Below are 18,666 nucleotides of genomic sequence, written 5' to 3'. Positions count from 1 at the left end.
ATGAAGCCTCATTCGGAAACAGGCGTTGGGTAAATATCGAAAAATCCGGGCCTGGACGCTTCCGGCAGCGCACGGCACCCCGGCTGCCCAGCCCAAAAACCTTCTATGATAACCTTAAAATCCAGCAATAATTACGCCAATTTATACCGAGCCATTAAGTCAACCGTATGACTTCGGGAAGGCCGCTCAACTTCTTTCGGCGGCCTGTTTCATCGGCAGACGGGGCCCCGTCCATTAAGACGCAGTCGAAACGAATCAGGCTGTCCGCACCAAAAAGGATCACCTCTGTCTCCAACGGGACCCGCAGACGGTTACCGAAAAAGGAAGACGCGCCGGGGCTGCTTTGACCAAACCACCGGCGTTATTCCAATCCCGAAGCAATTTTTATAAAAGGTTGCTTGGAAATTCCCGCTTCAAGCTAGACGATTCAACACAGAGCGAGTCATAGCAATCCAAATTTCGTCTGTGGGGGATGGCAGTTCCCTAAAGTAGAACAGGAGCTGCGCTCTGCGGAATTGTTTGCGTCACACCGCCCTTTCCTGGGCATCAACGCCGTGCACATGAAAAACCGGCTTTGCCAAATCGATACCGACTCGTTTAATATTCATCCCGTGCTCTTCCCCCAGTCTGTCCGACGCTCAAGCTTATCAGTCTGGCACTTTGGCCGATGCTCAAATGGAAGGAATTCTTTCCATTGGGAGAAACAATTATGTCTGGGGCAAAAGCTTAACATGGAAAGTTTTCTTGATGCTCCAAAGAAAATCCTCCAACCAGTCATCCTCTATTTATAATTTCTATTTGCCAGAGCCCTTTAACTGAAGAACACTGTTAATTATTAAAACGAAAGCGAAGCAACATGAACCTAAGCAATGCCTGTAAACCTCGTCAAAGTGTTTTTGATCGTTCCCGTAGAGATGTTGTTTTAAATATTGATGACCTGCTGAAAGACCGTATCAATCCTGGTCGGTTTTTTGATGAGAATTTTATTACGTCGGGTATGCAGACTTTACTGGATAAAGTCTTTGAGCGACTGGAAGGGCACAGCAATCAGGCAAGCACGTTCCTGCTCAGTCAGGCGATGGGCGGAGGCAAAACGCACAACATGATCGCCTTGGGCCTATTGGCTAAAAATCCTGTGCTGCGGTCAAAAATTCTGGGCAACAATGGCCGAGGTTCCCGTTTAGGCACGGTTCGAGTAATCGGTTTTGATGGCCGTGAGTCCGATGCTGCGTTTGGCATATGGGGAGAACTTGCCGAACAGTTGGGAAAAAAAGAAGTTTTTCGTGACCTTTATTCGCCTTTAAGCGCTCCTGGAACAACAGCATGGATAAAGTTATTAAAAGGTGAACCAACAATCATCTTTCTCGATGAATTGCCGCCTTATTTATCTAACGCTAAAGCCAAAGAAATTGGTGAAACTACACTGGCGCATGTCACCACCACCGCTTTGTCCAATTTGATGGTCGCGGTAGACCGTCCAGAATTATCTAATGTTTGCGTGATAATTTCCGATCTTCGCGCAACTTATGGGGATGGCTCAAACGAACTTAACCAAGCCTTGGACAACCTTGCCAACGAAGCGAACCGGTCATCATTGCGATTAGAGCCGGTAAATCCTCAGGGAGACGAGCTGTATCACATTCTGCGGACCCGCTTATTTTCTGAACTACCCGATAATGAAACGGTTCGGGAGATCGCTCAGGACTATGCCGAGGCCGTCCGCAAAGCCAGGCAAATGGATATTACCAATGCGACGCCCGAATCCTTTGCGGCGCAGCTCGTTGAATCCTACCCTTTTCATTTTTCCATCCGCGATCTCTACGCGCGTTTTAAAGAAAACCCTGGCTTCCAGCAAGCACGCGGTTTAATTCGCTTAATGCGAGTCATCGTTGCCGATATTTACACAACAAATAACAAAGGCGTCCGCCGTGCAGACCACGTTAAATTAGTTCATCCTTATGACTTTAATCTTAACAATGTAGAAATACAGTCGGAAATCCGTGGAATTAACCCTTCTTTAACAGAAGCCATTACCCACGACATCGCCAAAGACGGACATTCGATAGCCGAAGAGCTGGATATCCGCCTGGGCACAACCGACGATGCGCAAGACGTAGCCAAACTCATCCTGGTCGCTTCATTAGCGGCAATTCCGGGCGCAACCCACGGCTTACGCGACAGTGACATTGTCAGCTTTTTATGTGCGCCGGGCCGTGATATTTCAGCCGTTAAAAAAAACGTCATCGATTACTTGCCCACGCAAGCTTGGTATTTACATCGGAGCGTCGATGGGCGTTTGTTTTTTAAGAACATCCAGAATTTAGCGGCCAAACTCCACAGTCAGGCCAATTCCTATAACGAAGAAAGCTGTTTAAAAGAATTGCGTAAATATGTCGAGGGTCTATTTACCCCGCATAGCCGCGATTGCTATCAGGATATTCGGGTGCTCCCGGCATTGGACGAGGTTGAACTAAAGATGGACCGGGTCACTTTAATTATTACCCAACCCGCGACCAATCCTGTGCAAAACAGCAAACTCAGCGAGGAATGGCAAAAATTCTTTGACAGCGCCGACTTTAAAAACCGGGTACTGTTTTTAACCGGTAGCCACCGCAACATGGGCCGACTGCTGGAACAAACGCGGCAATACAAAGCGATCAATGACATTTTGGCGGAATTCAATGCCGAACGCATGGCCAGCAGCGATCAGCAATATCGTGACGCCGAAAATTCCCAAGACAAAATCATGCTCAGTTTGCGCAGCGCCCTGCAAGAAACCTTTACGACGTTGGTTTACCCAGGCAGGGACAATGCGCTGCGCGTCACCGATTACCGGATTCACTTCGAAAACAATCAATTCGACGGTGAAAAACTGATCAGAGACACTCTGGAACAAAAAGGCAAATTCACCACCGATATCAGCAGCGACACTTTTCGTAAAAAAGTGGAAGCCCGTTTATTCCGTAACCAGCAGAAATCCCAGTGGAACGAAGTGCTCCGGGCCGCTGCAACCAATACGGAATGGAATTTTCACGACCCCAAGGCGCTCGAGGCACTCAAGTTAAAAATGCTCGATCAATCCGCTTGGGTCGACGACGGCGGCATTATCAACCGGGATCCTCCCAAACCGGAAACTCAGGTCAACATTCAAGTGTTAAGCCGCAATTCCGAAACCGGCGAGGTCAATTTAAAAATTACACCCGTCAATGGCGACAAAGTACTCTATGAACCGGGCAATAGTTTGCCCAGTTCCGCATCGATGGACGTCGCTGAAACCGAGGGCGGGTATTCAAGGTTCAGCACAAGCGACATGCGTGTTTCTTTTTTATGCGTCGATAGCCGGGGCGAACATGACCAGGGCAGTGTCACTGTTTGGGAAAATACCCTGCAACTTAAACACGAAGTGATCCAACAAGGCGATAAATGGCTGGTTGAATTGAAAGCGGTACCCGGCGGTGCGGAAATACGCTACACCACCGACGGTTCCGACCCTGGCAGTTTGGGGGCAAGCTACCACAGTCCGTTCGAGGTCTCGGCTTCCTGCCGGTTCGTACAAGCCATTGCAATCAAAGAAGGCATACGTTCGCGGCTCGAAAAAATCGATATGGACCAGTATCGGGATAAAAAAGTCGTTATAGAACCCTCGAAACCGTTAACATGGCATACCCAACAACAAGGCACCTTATCCGCAAAAGCGGCTTTTGATTTCATCGAACGGCTCGTCAAGTACGAAGGCACGGTTCAAGGCGTGATTATCGATGTGTTCGCCAACGATGAATCGGCCTCGCTCACCTATAGCACCGAAGGCTCTACCAAATACACGGGGGAAGAAATTAAAACGGTATTGGCAAAATTGCAAGGCGTGATGAAAGGCAGCCAGGTCAGCATCAGTGTCGAAGAAGTCAAATTTCAACGCGGCCAACAATTGACCGACTGGCTGGCGGAAGTCGGCCGTCAGCTTCAACCCGGCGAAGTGCGCCAATGAGTCCTGCAGCACCCGCAGAAAGGCGAACACCAGCAAAGAAATCGCAACTCTTGGGTTTCGGCTTCGATCCGGAACAAACCGATCATTGCTTTATCGTAACGGTGCCGATCTCGAAAGCGAGAGACGCCAAGGTGCTTATTTCCGAGCATTTCCATTGGATTAAACCGGAAAAAGGACAGGAAATGCATCCCACTTTTAACGATGTGGATGCACAATTAAAGGCCGTCTTAAACCGCCATACCTGGGAACAGATAGAAGAGCACGTTAAAGCGGAGTTCAATCGCCGCTTGCGCAGCCTGGGCACCAAAACCGGGCAATGGCTTAAAAAGGGCCAGATACCGGTGGACCGTACCTTGGGTAAGGAGCTTACTTTATTAGCCTGGGCCTTGGAAGATGCCGACCCGGAACTTGCAGTCACCGCCGTGCATAACTGGCTGGGCCTGGTGCCTGAGGAACGCTGGTGGCTTTACACGATGACCAACGCCGCGACCGGACACGCAATCAATGGCCGCAATAAAGGCTGGCGTAAAGCCGTTCGCTTTGCGTTAACCGAAAACCCGGTGCTGGAAGGCGTGTTGCGTAATCGCCGAGCGGAGTTCGAGCTGTCGTTAATGTCGGGCAAACCGTAGACCGGGATGGAGCGCAGCGCAATCGCCGAGCGGTGTTTGAACTGTCGCTCATGCCGCAAAAACCGTAGGCTGGGATGGAGCGCAGCGTAATCCCGGCAATCGAAGCTTGATAACAAACATGAAAGGCCTTATTATGGCCAAAATTATAGCCATAATAAGATAGCCGCCGATGAAAACCAGCACCATAGCCGAGGCAAAAAACAACCTGTCGAAATTGATCCATCAGCTTGAATCCGATGGAGCGATTCATCTTACCCGTCATGGCAAGCCCGTTGCCGTGATGCTGTCAGAGGCGAATTATCAAAAGCTTACCCAAAAAAATAAGGGCTTGTTTCAGGCCATCCAGCAATGGCGCGATCAACTGGATGAGGACAGCGCGTTGACTGAAGCCGAACTTAAACAGTTACGCGCCTCCGGTCAGGAACGGAAGTTTTCATGGGACGAATAAGCTATCTGCTGGACAGTAACATCCTGTCCGAACCCGCGCGATTAAAGCCCGACGACAAGGTGTTGCAACAGCTTGCCGATCACGATGGCGAATATGCAACGGCGGCGATTGTCTGGCATGAGCTGGCCTATGGCTGTGAGTTACTGGCCGTGTCGAAAAGGAAAAAACAATTACAATCCTATTTAGCGATGTTATTGGCCAATGGCTTGATTGTTTTACCGTATGACCAAGCCGCCGCGGATTGGTACGCAAAAGAGCGGGCCAGATTACAGCGCCATGGACTGACCTGTGCTTATGCTGACGGAGAAATCGCCGCGATTGCCGCGACTCAACAATTAATTTTAGTGACTCGCAACACCCTGGATTTTGGGAATTTCCGAAACTTGGCCTTACAAAACTGGTTTGAACAAGCTGAATGAAGGCCGCATAATTTCATTTGAATTAACTTTAATAGCGTCTCAGGTGCTTGTATGATGTGTATCAACATACACCACAGGTAAATGTCATCATGCGCGCCCATATTGTCATAGACGATGAATTAATAAACGAAGCCATCCGTTTGACCGGGATTCACACCAAACGGGAATTGGTTAACCTGGCTCTGAAAGAACTGGTGCAAAACCGTAAAAAAAAGGACTTGTTCAAACTGGCCGGAAAAATAGAATTCAGGGAAGATTTTGATCATAAATCGGCTCGCAGCCTGCGTCATGATTTTGATTGATACCTCGGTCTGGATTCCGGTTTTTAAGGATGAAACCGGCACGGAAGCGGAACGGATACAAGCATGGCTGGACGGCCGCGAAGTGGTCTTGACCCAATTTAATCAGTTGGAACTTCTGCAAGGCTGTCGGGACGACAAGGAATGGCAATTGCTGTCCAGCCATCTTGAAGGCCAAACCTATGTCGAGGCAATCCCGTCAACATGGCAGGCAGCCGCGCGAATCTATTTTGATTTGCGCCGCCAGGGCCTGACGGTGCGGAGCCCCATCGATTGCTGCATTGCCCAACTGGCGTTGGAAAACGATTGTTTGCTGCTGCATAACGACAAGGATTTCACCGTCATCCATCAAATACGCCCCTTGCATGAGCAACTCTGGCGATAGCCGGTTTTTACTTTCTTCTTTTTTAACCATTCATGCCGCAAACCGATAAAACCTTTATTGAAACGCAGTTTCCCGTCTCGTTAATCTCCAAAGAATCCTATAAAGAACGTAAAGCGAATAATAGCCAAACATTAACCGGCCTAGGCAAATGGTGGGGTCGTAAACCGCTAATATTAATTCGAGCCTCGATTCTGGGCATGTTGATGCCGGCCGGCAGCAATCCGCAAAAAGACCGGGAGATTTTTTTAAAGATCCTGACGATGGATGCAAACGGTCTCTGGCAACGACGCGCCAAAGCCATTTCAGCACAAACGCTCTACGAATGGTTACGGCAAAATAACCATGAGGTAGGCTGGGATGAGCAACGCGAATCCCGGCATTTCGTGCTCCCTTATGCCGGGATTGCGCTGCCGCTCCATCCCAGCCTACCGGCTCTACCGGCCGGACAATGGTTTGAAGAAGATAATCGGGGTGGCGTCCGATGGGCAAAAGGCTTGGATCAAACAACAAAGGATGAAATTACCCGCCGCTATTTTGACCACTTAAGTTACGACGAAAAACTCGAATACTGCGACCGTCCCGAGCAAATCGAAGGCCCAAGTGAAACGGCATGGCAAGACATCAACGCGCATTTAGATACGACAGCGAACAACATTCAAGAATTGATAGATCAGCTCGGCAAGAAACGTTTTGGCCATACGCCCAGAGTCGGAGATGCGTTTTGCGGCGGCGGCTCGATTCCGTTCGAAGCCGCGCGCATCGGTTGTGAAGCCTACGGCTCCGATCTGAATCCGGTGGCCGCCTTGCTGACCTGGGCCAGTATTCATTTAATTGGCGGCGGCAAAAAAGTACAGGAAAAGGTACGGTCAGCTCAAGAAGCCGCTTTCGCCGCCGCCGACAAACAAATCATCGATTGGGGCATCGAGCATAACGATAAGGGATGGCGGGCCGATGCTTATCTGTATTGCGTCGAAGCCGTGTGTCCGGCAACCGGATTCTTATTACCTTTAGCGCCCAGTTGGATTATTAGCGAAAAGTATAAAGTCTGCGCTGTGCTCAAAGCGGATACGACCAATAAACGTTACGATATTGAAATCGTCGTCGATGCCGATCAGGAAACCTTTGCTAAAGCAAAAAAAGGAACCATTCAAAATGGACGCATGATTTGCCCTGAAACGGGCGAAAGTTTTTCTATTCCGGAACTTCGGGGCGATAAGAGAATTGATGGGAAAACTGTGTATGGCTTGCGGCTTTGGGAAAATGAAGATTTGGTGCCGCGTCCTGGCGATACGTTTCAAGAACGCCTTTATTGTGTGCGTTGGTTAGAAACTTATTGGACCACCAATCCCCAAGGTGAGTCGGTGAAAAAAACGCGCCGTCATTATTGTTCGGTGACTGAAGAGGATTTGGCACGAGAAAAACTGGTTTTAGATTTGTTAACAGAGCGTTTCGTGGACTGGCAGGAAAAAGGCTATATTCCCAGTCGAGAAATTGAGCGAGGCGGTGATAAAACTGAAGAGCCGATAAGAACAAGAGGCTGGAGTTATTGGCATCATTTGTTTACGCCAAGACAATTACTGATGACTGGATGGCTGAATGAATTTGCCAATTTAAAATTCGAAGTAACCGAGGAAAAGACCGCCGGGCTTCTCGGAATAACACGATGTGCCGACTGGAACAGTCGGTTATGCCGCTGGGATTCTAGCCCTGCAAATGAGAAAGTGGCTCAAACTTTCTCAAATCAAGCATTAAATACTATGTACAGCTTCGCCTCCAGAGGGCTTTTAGCTCTTGGTCGGTCTTGGTTTATACGATTTCCTGACTCGGCAGAAACAAAAAAAAGCATTATTAAAGCAATTGATGCAAGACTCATCAATAACATTAATGACGTATGGATAACGGATCCTCCCTACGCCGATGCTGTCCATTATCACGAGTTGACTGAATTTCCTTTATCATGGATTGAAAAAAATAGCTCAACCGTCTTCCCCGGCTGGTCCTCTGCAACAAAAGCCACTCTAGCGGTTAAAGGAGCAGGGAGTGAATTTAAACAAGTGATGGTTGAAATTTATTCCAACCTAGCCAAACACATGCCCGACAACGGTTTGCAAATGGTCCAATTCACCCATCAAGACCCTGCTGTTTGGGCGGATTTAGGCATGATTTTGTGGGCGGCCGGTCTTCACGTCAGTTCGGCCTGGACCATTGCGACTGAAACGTCATCCTCTCTTAAAAAAGGCAATTATGTTCAGGGCACGGTATTGCTGGTATTACGAAAACGTCTTCACCATGAAGAAGTTTTTCCCGACGAATTGCCCAACCTGATTGAGGATGAAGTCCGCGTGCAACTCGATGAAATGACGGCGCTGGACGATAAAGATGAACCCAATTTCGGCGATACCGACTATCAATTGGCCGCTTATGCCGCAGCGCTCAGGGTGATGACCCGATTCTCGACCATCGAAGGCATCAACATCGAGAACGAGCTTTTTCGCGAAAGACAAAAAAACCAAAAATCCGCATTCGAAAAACTGATTGACCAAGCCGTTGAGATTGCCTGCAATTACTTAATACCGAAGAGCTTTGACGAATTTCAATGGAAAGGCTTGTCGGCATCCGAACGGCTTTATTTAAAAGGCCTGGAGCTGGAAAAACATGGCGAATTACGTGCCGGCGCCTATCAGGAACTCGCCAAGGGCTTTGGCGTGCGCGAATATGCGTTCATGTTTGCCAAAACCAAGGCCAATGAAGTACGCTTTAAAACCGGCACGGAATTTAAACGCGCCAATCTCGGCGGCGATAACTTTGCTGGATCGTTAATGCGGCACGTGCTGTTCGCCTTGCATGAAACGGTCACTAAAGAGAATGCACGAGAAGGCGTCAACTACTTGAGGACAGAAATCTCCGATTTTTGGGGCAACCGCAAGAAAATCATCGAAATTTTGCGTTATTTGAATCGTCTTGCCCATATCGATCACATGCCGCATTGGGAAGTGGATGCGGAAGCGGCACAAACCCTGGCGGGAGCGATAGAAAACTTCAACGCCTAACGTGTGGAGGCAAAATATTATGACAACACATCTTGCTATTGATGATGAATTAATTAATGAGGCACTAACCCTCGGCCATTTCAAAACGAAGGAAGATACCGTAGTGACGGCGCTAAAAGAATTTATCAACCGCCGTAAGCAATTGGAAATTATTGACCTCTTCGGTCATTTCGATCCAGACCCAGATTATGATTATAAGAAGGGGTGGCTTTCTTGAAAGTATTGGTCGATACCTGCATCTGGTCGCACGCACTCCGTTCTAAAAAACCGGAATTCGAAGCTCAGGTAAAGAGCTTGGAAACTTTAATCTCAGATCAGCGCGTGCTGATAATTGGCCCTATTCGGCAGGAAATCTTGTCGGGTTATAGTGATCCGAGCAAGTTTGAGGTCTTAAAAACTAAGTTGAGTTATTTCGAGAACACAGCCGTTCTGGACGAAGATTATATTAATGCCGCTAATTTCTACAATGAATGTCGTCAAAAAGGCGTTCAAGGATCGCACATCGATTTGCTGATCTGCGCGGTTGCAGTGCGGTTAAGCGTGCCCAACTTTACGACCGATAAGGATTTTGGATTTTATCAGCGACACTTGCCTATCAAGTTATACCCCGCAACAACGGCTTGATAGCATCGAATGATTACCCGCTACTCTTCCCGCCAAACTCCTTTAGACGGCAGTTTTTTAAATCAAAAACTGCAAAACGCAGAGTCCTATGACCGTATTGCCGGTTACTTCAGATCGAGCATTTTTGAAGTGGCGGGCGAAGCGTTGGACTCAGTCAGCGGTAAAATTCGTGTTATTTGCAATTCCGATTTAGACGCTATCGATGTCAGTACCGCCAAGGCCGCGCAACAAGCGTTGCGTAAATCATGGTGCGCAGGCGAGCCGGAATTGCTGCCGGAAGCGAATCGGGAGCGTTTCCGCAAACTGTACGATTATTTGATCTCGGGTAAATTGCAAATACGGGTATTGCCCGATGCCACGTTCGGTTTGGTCCATGGCAAAGCGGGCGTTATCACTTTAAAGGACGGCTCTAAAACCTGTTTTCTAGGCAGTATTAACGAATCGCTGACGGCATGGAAGCTGAATTATGAGCTGTTATGGGAGGATGATTCCCCCGATGCCGTGGAGTGGGTTCAGCACGAATTCGACACCTTGTGGAATCATCATCATGCCGTCCCTTTAAGCGATTTTGTGATTGCCGACATCAAGCGTATTGCCGAGCGCGAGACTGTCGGAACGATAGAGTGGCAGGCTTATCCGGCACCTGAACAAGCCATTGTAGAAACCCCGGTTTATCGAAAAGAGTTAGGCTTGTGGCCGCACCAGAAGTTTTTTGTGCAACGCGCTTTTGCCGATCATCAGCAAGGCGGCGCGCGTTATGTATTGGCCGATCAAGTAGGGTTGGGTAAAACGGTTCAGTTAGCCCTGGCCGGCATGTTGATGGCAATGACCGGCAACAAGCCGGTATTAGTTCTGGCGCCGAAGCCTTTATTGCTGCAATGGCAGGATGAATTGATGGAATTGCTGGCTTTGCCATCGGCCATTTGGACAGGGAAAAACTGGATTGACGAGCAAGGAATTGTTTGGCCTGCCACTGGACTTGAGAGTATTACCAAATGTCCGCGTAAATTAGGCATTGTCTCGCAAGGCTTGATTACTTCAGGCTCCAATGTTGCCGATTTTCTGTTGGATTTGCAGTATGAATGCGTGATTGTTGATGAGGCGCATCGCTCACGTCGACGTAAGGTGAGCGACAAGTCTATTGAAGAAAAAGCCGAGCCGAATAATTTGATGGCTTTTTTGCTGAAAATAGCGGTGAAAACCAAAAGCCTGCTGTTGGCAACGGCGACGCCCGTGCAGTTGCATCCTATCGAGGCCTTCGATTTATTAAGCGTGTTGGCCCAAGGCAATGATCAAGTCTTGGGCGATACCTGGAGTCCTTGGCGCAATGCCGAAAACACCGTGCCCTTGGTAATGGGCGAAACATCATTCTTGAATTCGGAAGCCCTCGCGTGGGAATGGATACGAAATCCGTTGCCCCACGAACGCGAGCACGCCAGTTTTAAATTGCTGCGCCGCCGTTTGGGTTTAAAACCGAGTGATTACATTGCCTCCGCGGAAAGCTACAACCAGTTGTCAGGGCCTGATAAAACTCAAATCCGGCGTGTACTTGGCAACTATGGCCGAGAGTTTAATCCTTTCATTTTGCATATAATTCGCCGAACTCGCGCCTATCTTGAACACACCATCGATCCTGCAACGGGCGAGCCCTATCTGCAACCGGTAAAGGTCAGGTTGTTTGGCGAGCAAGCCCATGAGTCGATCGCTTTGCCGTTTTATTTTCAACGCGCTTACACCTTGGCTGAAGAGTTTTGTACTGAGCTCAGTAAAAGGGTCAAAGGCGCCGGTTTTTTTAAAACGCTGCTTTTGAGACGTATCGGTAGCACGATGTATGCAGGCCACAAAACCATCGAAAAATTGCTGAATGAATGGAACACCGATGCCGATAGCGACCTGATAGCGTCGGAAGATGAAGACGATACGGAAAGTCTCGCCGCCGAAACCATGAAAGACCTGACTGCACTCGAAATCAAGTTATTGCAGCAATGTCTAAGCGCATTGGAATCCGATCATGAAAATGATCCCAAGTATCAGAAAGTAGTGGATTATTTGTTTGATAAAGGCTGGCTGGAACTAGGCTGCATCATTTTTTCGCAATACTATGACTCAGTATGGTGGCTGGCCAATCAACTATCCGAACATCATGTTCCCGACGAACAGATTGCAATTTATGCGGGGAGCAATCGTTCAGGGATATTAACAAATGGTCAATTCAAGCGGTTGCCTCGCGATGAAATCAAACGCTTGGTTCGTACCGGGGAGTTGCGTTTAGTGCTAGGCACCGATGCGGCCAGCGAAGGCCTTAATCTGCAACGCCTGGGCACCTTAATCAACCTCGATTTACCGTGGAACCCAACGCGACTGGAACAACGCAAAGGACGTATTCAGCGCATCGGTCAAATTCGTGATGAGGTATTGCTTTATAACATGCGTTACCGGGGCTCTGTTGAAGACCGGGTGCATGAGTTGTTATCGGAACGTTTGGAGGATATTTTTGAATTGTTTGGTCAGGTGCCGGACATCCTTGAAGATGCCTGGGTGGACATAGCCCTGGGCGACGTGCAGGAGGCACAACGTAAAATCCGCAGCATTCCCAAGCGTCACCCCTTTGACGAACGCTACAGCCAGGTTGCCGATATTGACTGGGAGAGTTGCAGTAAGGTGCTGGATGCCGAAGATCGGCGGAAAATGTTGATAGGAGGATGGTAAATTTCGAAATCGAAAAAATTTGTTGGAATCGTGAATTTGATCAGGTATTAACACTTACAATGCCAGAGGATGTCCATGTGACGTGACGTCAACACGTCGACCGACCTACTCGTTTTTTCTATTGCCGCCGATACGGCAGCTCGACTTATTCGACACTCTGATGGACAACCGCTGTTTATCGGAGTACCAGGAAGCTGGGGTATAGGTAAATCTTCTTTAGGTAAAATGATCGCGGAATCCCTGCGAAAAACAGATGGATCTGGTGAAAAATAACAAGTTTGTGTATAAAGTCCACATTCGCCATCCATTGTTACCATTGAGCCGCCCATGAACAAGCTGCCGTTTATTTTCGTTATCTGCATCGCCTCCGCCTGTTCCCAAACGCCACATCCGGTCGTGTCGTCGAACGAGATTCACTGGATCGATCTCAGCCATCGCTACGACGGCAAGACCCTGTACTGGCCCAACAACAAGCGCGGATTCGAACACACGACCGAAGCCGAAGGCCAAACCCCTTTGGGCTATTATTATTCTTCCTACAGCCTGTGCACGCCGGAGCACGGCGGTACGCATCTCGATGCGCCGATTCATTTCGCGGAAAACAAATTGACCGTCGATCAACTGCCTTTAGCCAGTCTGACCGGCGCGGCCGTGGTGATCGACGTCAGCGGCAAGGCCCTGGCCGACCGCGATTATCAGATCAAACGGGAAGACGTCGAACAGTGGGAACAAGCACACGGCAGGATACCCGACGATACGATCATTCTGTTCAGAACCGGCTACGGACGGTTTTATCCCGACCGCGAACGCTATTTCGGCACCGCTAAAACCGGACAGGCGGCAATACCGGAGCTGCATTTTCCCGGCGTGCTGCCGGCGGCAACAGAGTGGCTGGTCGAACAGAGAAAGATCAAGGCTCTGGGCCTCGATACGCCCAGTATCGATTACGGCCAATCCAGGGAGTTTCTGACGCACCGGATCTTATTGGGCCACAACAAGGCGGGTTTCGAAAACCTGGCCAATCTGGAGCAGTTGCCGGCGACAAACCTCTACGTCGTCGCCCTGCCGATGAAAATCGCCGGAGGCAGTGGCGCGCCGCTTCGAATCATCGCCACCGTAGTTCCTCAATAAGCCTTTACCCCCGCCCTACGGGCATCTTTCCGTGTCAACTACTCGACGTCGAAGTTGAAGTAGTAGTCAGTCAATTTAAATCAAAAGGATATATTGGGCTTGTAAGTCACTCTATAGTGGCATTGATGGTTACTGATTGAGGTCAAGCAATGCCAGCTCTTAAATACAAAGTCAATCTGACTGAAGACGAAAAGCGTGGCTTGGAAGCCATGATCAACAAAGGAAAAGCCGCGGCACGCCATCTGACACGCGCGCGAATTTTATTAAAAGCGGCAGCGGGTATTCAGGATAAAGACATTATCCAAGCTTTGGGTGTCTCGGAATCAATGGTGTTGACGACGCGCCAACGGTGTGTGGAAGAAGGCCCGGAAGCCGCCCTGAAAGAACGCCCCCGTCCAGGACGTGCCCCAAAACTGACGGAGAAGCAGGCCGCCCATATTATCGCCTTGGCTTGTAGTGAGGCGCCGACAGGGCATGATCACTGGACCTTGCGGTTGTTGGCGGACAAAGTGGTGGAATTAGCGTATGCCGACCGTTGCAGCTATGAAACCATCCGTCAGCTTTTAAAAAAACACTCTCAAACCCTGGCAGAAGCAAGAGTGGTGCATTCCCGAGGTGAGTGCTGAATTTGTCGCGGCGATGGAAGACGTGCTGGACCTTTATGAAGAACCCTACGATCCGTTGCGCCCGGTTGTGTGTTTCGACGAAAGTCCGAAGCAACTCATTGCGGAAGTCCGCCAACCTCTCCCGCCTGAGCCCGGTCAACCGGCCCGCTATGACACCGGCTATGAACGGAAAGGCGTCTGCGATTTGATGATGATCTGCGAACCTAAACGCGGTTTTCGGCAGGTGGACATCACCGCGCGGCGGACCAAAATCGAATTCGCGCACAGCATGAAGCATATCGCTGAACTTTATCCGGACGCGGCGGTGATCCGGGTGGTGCTGGACAATCTGAATACCCATAAAATGGCGTCTTTGTATGAAGCCTTTCCAGCAGAGCAAGCCCGTGAATTGGCGCGACGGCTGGAGTTCCACTACACGCCCAAGCATGGCAGTTGGCTAAACATCGCTGAGATCGAACTGGCCGTCTTGTCGAACATGTGTTTATCACAGCGGATACCGGACACAGAGAGCCTCCGGCGTGAGGTCGAAGCCAATATCCTACCGCGCAACACCAAGGCGACGCCCGTCAATTGGCGATTTACGACGCAACAGGCACGACGTAAACTGGCTCGCCTGTATCCTTGTGTTTCTTCGTGACTGACTAGTAGGTTTCGGGATGGGGCTCGTGGTTCAAGGTAAAATGCCACCATTCCTTCGGATAAGGCTTGAAGCCGTGTTTTTCCATCACCGTTTGCAACAGCATCCGGTTGGCGCGCTGCCAGCCCGTCAAATCCGGGTAATCGGGCCAGGAGCGAGGATCGAAAAAATCGAAGGAACTGCCCATGTCCAGCTCGATGGAGAAACCGCCGGCCTCGCGGTAAACCAGCGTGACGTCCACGGTGCTGCCCCTCGAATGGCCGGATTGCGCGGCAATGTATTCTTCCCGGAACAAATCCCGCTTCGCTACGCGCGGATAATATTTCGATTGCATCCGGACGTCGCGCTCGTCTTTTGCCCAGCGGACGAAATGGTCGACCGCCTTCTGGGGACGATAGGCATCGAACACTTTCAGTCCGAGCCCGAAACGCTGAAGATCCGCCTGCACTTTTTTGAGCGCCTCGGCCGTGGCCAGCGTCGTGACGGCCGTCGGCCTGACGTAGCCGTCGATCGGCCGGCCGACGAAATTATCGGTCCGGGCGTAACGTATGTCGAGCACGATCGACGGCGCAACGTCGGACAAATAGACAAAATCGGCAGGCAAGGCGGCGGCTTCGACTCGTCCGCCGAAAAGTAAGAAAAGCAGCGCAAAGGTAAGAGTGAACCGGCGCATCGTTAGGAAATAAGCTCACTGTAAAATGACGGAAAGGTCTTCGGAAAATCCGCCTTCTTTTGTCCGCGAAACAGCGAAGACTTTGTCGGCAACCCTTGGGTTGTTCAAGACATGGTAAAGCGTTTCGTTTCCCCATGTAAATAGCCCGAACCGGCGGCCGCCGGAGACCGACCGGAATCCGCAGCCGGCGCCGCTTGGACGGCAGCCGGCCAAAGCCCCCACACTCAGACTTATATTGAAAAAACAATGAGTTATATCAATAATTCCCTGAAAGAAATAACTAAAATGACGGCCGTTTGCAGATTACACTCCGCTTCCCGAACGAATTTGATACCATGGGCCACCTATCCTTCGACCTTGAGGCCTTCCGATGGAAACCCAAACGCATCCCAAGCTTGATCCCGATTCCATCAAAATCATCGAAGCCCGGCATCACGACCCTTTTTCGGTCCTGGGCCGCCATCCCGACGGCAAGCTCGTCAAGGTCAGGCTTTATTTGCCTTATGCGGAATCGGTCAGTTTTGCCGGAAACGAGGTGGAGATTCCCCGATTGCCCGGAACCGATTTTTTCGAATACCTGGCACAACCCGACGAATTGCCCCGTCATTATCAACTGGCATGGATCGATAAAAACGGCGGCCGGCACACCGACTACGATCCTTACGACTTCGACGTCCAGTTCCCCGAGTTCGACCGTTATTTATTCGCCGAAGGCAAATTCTGGCACGCCTACCGGAAAATGGGCGCTCATCTGCACACGGTCGACGACGTCTCCGGCGTTCTGTTTTCGGTCTGGGCACCGAACGCCGCGCGGGTCAGCGTCGTCGGCGACTTCAACCGCTGGGACGGACGCTGCCATCCGATGCGCAATCTGGGCAGCAGCGGCTTGTGGGAGCTTTTCATTCCCGGGATTCCGGAAGGCAGCCTGTATAAATTCGAAATTTTAAACCGAGAAAGCCTTCAAGTTCTGGTCAAAACCGATCCTTACGGACGGCAATTCGAGCTGCGGCCGAATACGTCTTCGATCGTCGTACCCGACGATCGTTATCAATGGCAGGACCGGGACTGGATGGAACAACGCAAGGAACACGACTGGCTGCACGAACCGATGTCGGTTTATGAAGTCCATCTGGGCTCCTGGAAACACGATTCGGCCGGCAATTATCTGGACTATCGGCAATTGGCCGAGGAACTGGTCGATTACGTCAAAGAGCTCGGCTTCACCCACATCGAATTATTGCCCGTTACCGAACATCCGCTGGATGCGTCCTGGGGCTATCAAACCACCGGCTATTTCGCGCCCACCAGCCGTTTCGGCACGCCCGACGATTTCCGTTATTTCATCGATCATTGCCATCAGAACGATATCGGCGTCATCCTCGATTGGGTACCGGCCCATTTTCCCAAGGACGACTTCGCTCTGGCCCGCTTCGACGGCACGCCGCTGTATGAACACGAAGACCCGCGCAAAGGCGAGCACCGCGATTGGGGAACTTTGATCTACAATTACGGCCGCAACGAAGTGAAAAACTTCTTGCTGTCCAGCGCCATTTTCTGGCTGGAGGAGTTTCATCTGGACGGCCTCCGAGTCGATGCGGTCGCCTCGATGCTGTACCTCGACTACTCGCGGGAAGACAACGAATGGATTCCCAACCAGTACGGCGGCAATGAAAATCTGGAAGCGATCGATTTTTTCCGGGAGCTGAACACGGTGACTCATCAGCAGCATCCGGGCACTGTGATGATGGCCGAAGAATCGACCGCCTGGCCCGGCGTGACCCGCCCGACCTGGGTCGGCGGCCTGGGCTTCTCGATGAAATGGAACATGGGCTGGATGAACGACATCCTCGAATACATGAAAGAGGACCCGGTGCATCGGAAATACCACCACGACAAATTGACGTTCGGCATGCTGTACGCCTTTACCGAAAATTTCACGCTGCCTTTTTCCCACGACGAAGTGGTTCACGGCAAGGGTTCCATGGTCAATAAAATGCCCGGAGACGAATGGCAGCGGTTCGCCAATCTGCGCCTGCTGTACACGATGATGTTCACTTATCCGGGCAAGAAGCTGCTCTTCATGGGTTGTGAATTCGGCCAGGGCACGCAGTGGAATTTCAATCAGTCCCTGGATTGGTATGTATTGGACTATCCTCATCACCAAGGCGTCCAGACCCTGCTGAAAGATTTGAATGCCCTCTACAAAAAACATCCCTCTCTGTTCAAGCACGATTTCGACCATCAGGGTTTCGAATGGATCGATTGCCATGATGCGGAGCAATCGGTCATCAGTTACCGCCGCAAAGCGGACGATGAAGAGATCATCGTCGTGCTCAATTTCACGCCGGTGGTCAGGCACGACTACCGCATCGGCGTGCCGGCGGCCGGCACTTATAAAGAGATCCTCAATTCCGATTCCGGTGGGTACGACGGCAGCAACGTGACCAACGGATCGGCCGAGTCGGACCCGATACCGTGGATGAATCTGCCCTATTCCATCGGCCTGACCCTGCCGCCTCTGGCAGGCATGATTCTTAAACTGGCCGGCAATTCAAAACCGCTTAAAAAAACGCCCTCCTCTACTAAATCTGCCTCCTCCTGAAAACGGCAAGCCGTAGTGGCAGATCGCCGGCTTCGGCGGCCTGGCACGGACGGCTAGAGTGCTTTCATATTGCAGGGTGAATTTATTCGCCTTCGACGCCCAATCCGGGCGAATACCCTAAGGGCACGAGTGAATTTGCCCGCCCCTGCACGCGAACCGAAATGCTTTGGAAGTCCGCCCCGAGAAGCTCTTTACCGATAGATCGACGCACATTCATCCGCAGAGTCTGCGTAAAATTTCAAAACCCAAAACCGGCATCAAGCTGAGGAAAAACGCTGGAGATGCCGTTCTTTCCTGTGTGCCCGGCCTTGTCAATACAAGTTTTGAAGCCAAATTCGTTGCTTAAGTAAATGATCTTAGCTGTTAAATAAAATTATTGTTACAATTGTCATACAAAAAATAATGAAAATGGCTAGCCGGCCGGGATTGCCTGTCGCCGAGGTTTGCAA

15 protein-coding genes are annotated in these 18,666 nt (G+C 50.4%); 14 read left to right on the top strand and 1 reads right to left on the bottom strand.

Going from position 1 to position 18,666, the window contains the following annotated elements:
* Positions 1-856 precede the first annotated feature (856 nt).
* The 13 genes from A3OW_RS0119500 to A3OW_RS27365 all read left to right on the top strand — a co-directional run bounded on the left by A3OW_RS0119500 (position 857) and on the right by A3OW_RS27365 (position 14,942).
* Positions 857-3,985 (top strand): DUF499 domain-containing protein, encoded by a 3,129-nt coding sequence (locus A3OW_RS0119500; protein ID WP_026223744.1) that lies wholly within the window; start codon positions 857-859, stop codon positions 3,983-3,985.
* Positions 3,982-4,614 (top strand): DUF3780 domain-containing protein, encoded by a 633-nt coding sequence (locus A3OW_RS0119495; protein ID WP_157385939.1) that lies wholly within the window; start codon positions 3,982-3,984, stop codon positions 4,612-4,614. The genes A3OW_RS0119500 and A3OW_RS0119495 overlap by 4 nt, the downstream gene beginning before the upstream one ends.
* 169 nt (positions 4,615-4,783) lie before the next feature.
* Positions 4,784-5,062, top strand: a complete 279-nt coding sequence (locus A3OW_RS0119490; protein WP_020565139.1) for a type II toxin-antitoxin system Phd/YefM family antitoxin — start codon at positions 4,784-4,786, stop codon at positions 5,060-5,062.
* Positions 5,050-5,481, top strand: coding sequence for a type II toxin-antitoxin system VapC family toxin (locus tag A3OW_RS0119485; RefSeq protein WP_020565138.1), 432 nt, complete (start codon positions 5,050-5,052; stop codon positions 5,479-5,481). Before A3OW_RS0119490 ends, A3OW_RS0119485 begins: the two co-directional genes overlap by 13 nt.
* An 89-nt stretch (positions 5,482-5,570) precedes the next feature.
* Positions 5,571-5,783: a type II toxin-antitoxin system VapB family antitoxin gene (locus tag A3OW_RS0119480; protein ID WP_020565137.1), complete on the top strand. Its 213-nt coding sequence runs from the start codon at positions 5,571-5,573 to the stop codon at positions 5,781-5,783.
* Complete coding sequence (gene vapC / locus A3OW_RS0119475) at positions 5,770-6,165, top strand: type II toxin-antitoxin system VapC family toxin (RefSeq protein ID WP_020565136.1); 396 nt, start codon at positions 5,770-5,772, stop codon at positions 6,163-6,165. The genes A3OW_RS0119480 and vapC (A3OW_RS0119475) overlap by 14 nt, the downstream gene beginning before the upstream one ends.
* A 32-nt stretch (positions 6,166-6,197) precedes the next feature.
* Positions 6,198-9,215, top strand: coding sequence for an anti-phage-associated DUF1156 domain-containing protein (locus A3OW_RS0119470; RefSeq protein WP_020565135.1), 3,018 nt, complete (start codon positions 6,198-6,200; stop codon positions 9,213-9,215).
* Positions 9,216-9,234: 19 nt separating this feature from the next.
* On the top strand, positions 9,235-9,432 hold the full coding sequence (locus A3OW_RS0119465) for a type II toxin-antitoxin system VapB family antitoxin (RefSeq protein ID WP_020565134.1): 198 nt from the start codon (positions 9,235-9,237) through the stop codon (positions 9,430-9,432).
* Positions 9,429-9,839: a type II toxin-antitoxin system VapC family toxin gene (vapC, locus tag A3OW_RS0119460; RefSeq protein ID WP_020565133.1), complete on the top strand. Its 411-nt coding sequence runs from the start codon at positions 9,429-9,431 to the stop codon at positions 9,837-9,839. Before A3OW_RS0119465 ends, vapC (A3OW_RS0119460) begins: the two co-directional genes overlap by 4 nt.
* 9 nt (positions 9,840-9,848) lie before the next feature.
* Positions 9,849-12,548 (top strand): phospholipase D-like domain-containing anti-phage protein, encoded by a 2,700-nt coding sequence (locus A3OW_RS0119455; RefSeq protein WP_020565132.1) that lies wholly within the window; start codon positions 9,849-9,851, stop codon positions 12,546-12,548.
* A gap of 120 nt (positions 12,549-12,668) precedes the next feature.
* Positions 12,669-12,821: a P-loop NTPase fold protein gene (locus A3OW_RS29165; RefSeq protein ID WP_157386044.1), complete on the top strand. Its 153-nt coding sequence runs from the start codon at positions 12,669-12,671 to the stop codon at positions 12,819-12,821.
* Positions 12,822-12,875: 54 nt separating this feature from the next.
* Positions 12,876-13,679 (top strand): cyclase family protein, encoded by an 804-nt coding sequence (locus A3OW_RS0119450; RefSeq protein WP_020565131.1) that lies wholly within the window; start codon positions 12,876-12,878, stop codon positions 13,677-13,679.
* 149 nt (positions 13,680-13,828) lie between these two features.
* Positions 13,829-14,942, top strand: a protein-coding gene (locus A3OW_RS27365; protein ID WP_085984322.1) for an IS630 family transposase whose coding sequence is annotated in 2 segments (ribosomal slippage) — positions 13,829-14,256 and positions 14,255-14,942 — 1,116 coding nt in all. Because the reading frame shifts where the segments join, the coding sequence is not laid out codon by codon here.
* A 4-nt stretch (positions 14,943-14,946) separates the two neighbouring features.
* Here the strand turns inward: A3OW_RS27365 and A3OW_RS0119435 are convergent.
* Positions 14,947-15,615 (bottom strand): M15 family metallopeptidase, encoded by a 669-nt coding sequence (locus A3OW_RS0119435; RefSeq protein WP_020565130.1) that lies wholly within the window; start codon positions 15,613-15,615, stop codon positions 14,947-14,949.
* Between the two features lie 370 nt (positions 15,616-15,985).
* Here A3OW_RS0119435 and glgB point away from each other — a divergent pair, with 370 nt between their 5' ends.
* The gene (gene glgB / locus A3OW_RS0119430; RefSeq protein ID WP_020565129.1) at positions 15,986-18,217 is read left to right on the top strand and encodes a 1,4-alpha-glucan branching protein GlgB; all 2,232 of its coding nucleotides are present in this window, start codon (positions 15,986-15,988) and stop codon (positions 18,215-18,217) included.
* Positions 18,218-18,666: the final 449 nt, after the last annotated feature.

It is taken from the genome of Methylosarcina fibrata AML-C10 (assembly GCF_000372865.1).
GTDB lineage: Bacteria > Pseudomonadota > Gammaproteobacteria > Methylococcales > Methylomonadaceae > Methylosarcina > Methylosarcina fibrata.
This window is presented reverse-complemented; position numbering and strand designations above follow the sequence as displayed.

Bases quoted from the DNA above. Each gene is read 5' to 3' on its own strand.
- A3OW_RS0119500 (WP_026223744.1), top strand. From the start codon at position 857: ATGAACCTAAGCAATGCCTGTAAACCTCGTCAAAGTGTTTTTGATCGT.
- A3OW_RS0119495 (WP_157385939.1), top strand. From the start codon at position 3,982: ATGAGTCCTGCAGCACCCGCAGAAAGGCGAACACCAGCAAAGAAATCG.
- A3OW_RS0119490 (WP_020565139.1), top strand. From the start codon at position 4,784: ATGAAAACCAGCACCATAGCCGAGGCAAAAAACAACCTGTCGAAATTG.
- A3OW_RS0119485 (WP_020565138.1), top strand. From the start codon at position 5,050: ATGGGACGAATAAGCTATCTGCTGGACAGTAACATCCTGTCCGAACCC.
- A3OW_RS0119480 (WP_020565137.1), top strand. From the start codon at position 5,571: ATGCGCGCCCATATTGTCATAGACGATGAATTAATAAACGAAGCCATC.
- vapC (WP_020565136.1), top strand. From the start codon at position 5,770: ATGATTTTGATTGATACCTCGGTCTGGATTCCGGTTTTTAAGGATGAA.
- A3OW_RS0119470 (WP_020565135.1), top strand. From the start codon at position 6,198: ATGCCGCAAACCGATAAAACCTTTATTGAAACGCAGTTTCCCGTCTCG.
- A3OW_RS0119465 (WP_020565134.1), top strand. From the start codon at position 9,235: ATGACAACACATCTTGCTATTGATGATGAATTAATTAATGAGGCACTA.
- A3OW_RS0119455 (WP_020565132.1), top strand. From the start codon at position 9,849: ATGATTACCCGCTACTCTTCCCGCCAAACTCCTTTAGACGGCAGTTTT.
- A3OW_RS0119450 (WP_020565131.1), top strand. From the start codon at position 12,876: ATGAACAAGCTGCCGTTTATTTTCGTTATCTGCATCGCCTCCGCCTGT.
- A3OW_RS0119435 (WP_020565130.1), bottom strand. From the start codon at position 15,615: ATGCGCCGGTTCACTCTTACCTTTGCGCTGCTTTTCTTACTTTTCGGC.
- glgB (WP_020565129.1), top strand. From the start codon at position 15,986: ATGGAAACCCAAACGCATCCCAAGCTTGATCCCGATTCCATCAAAATC.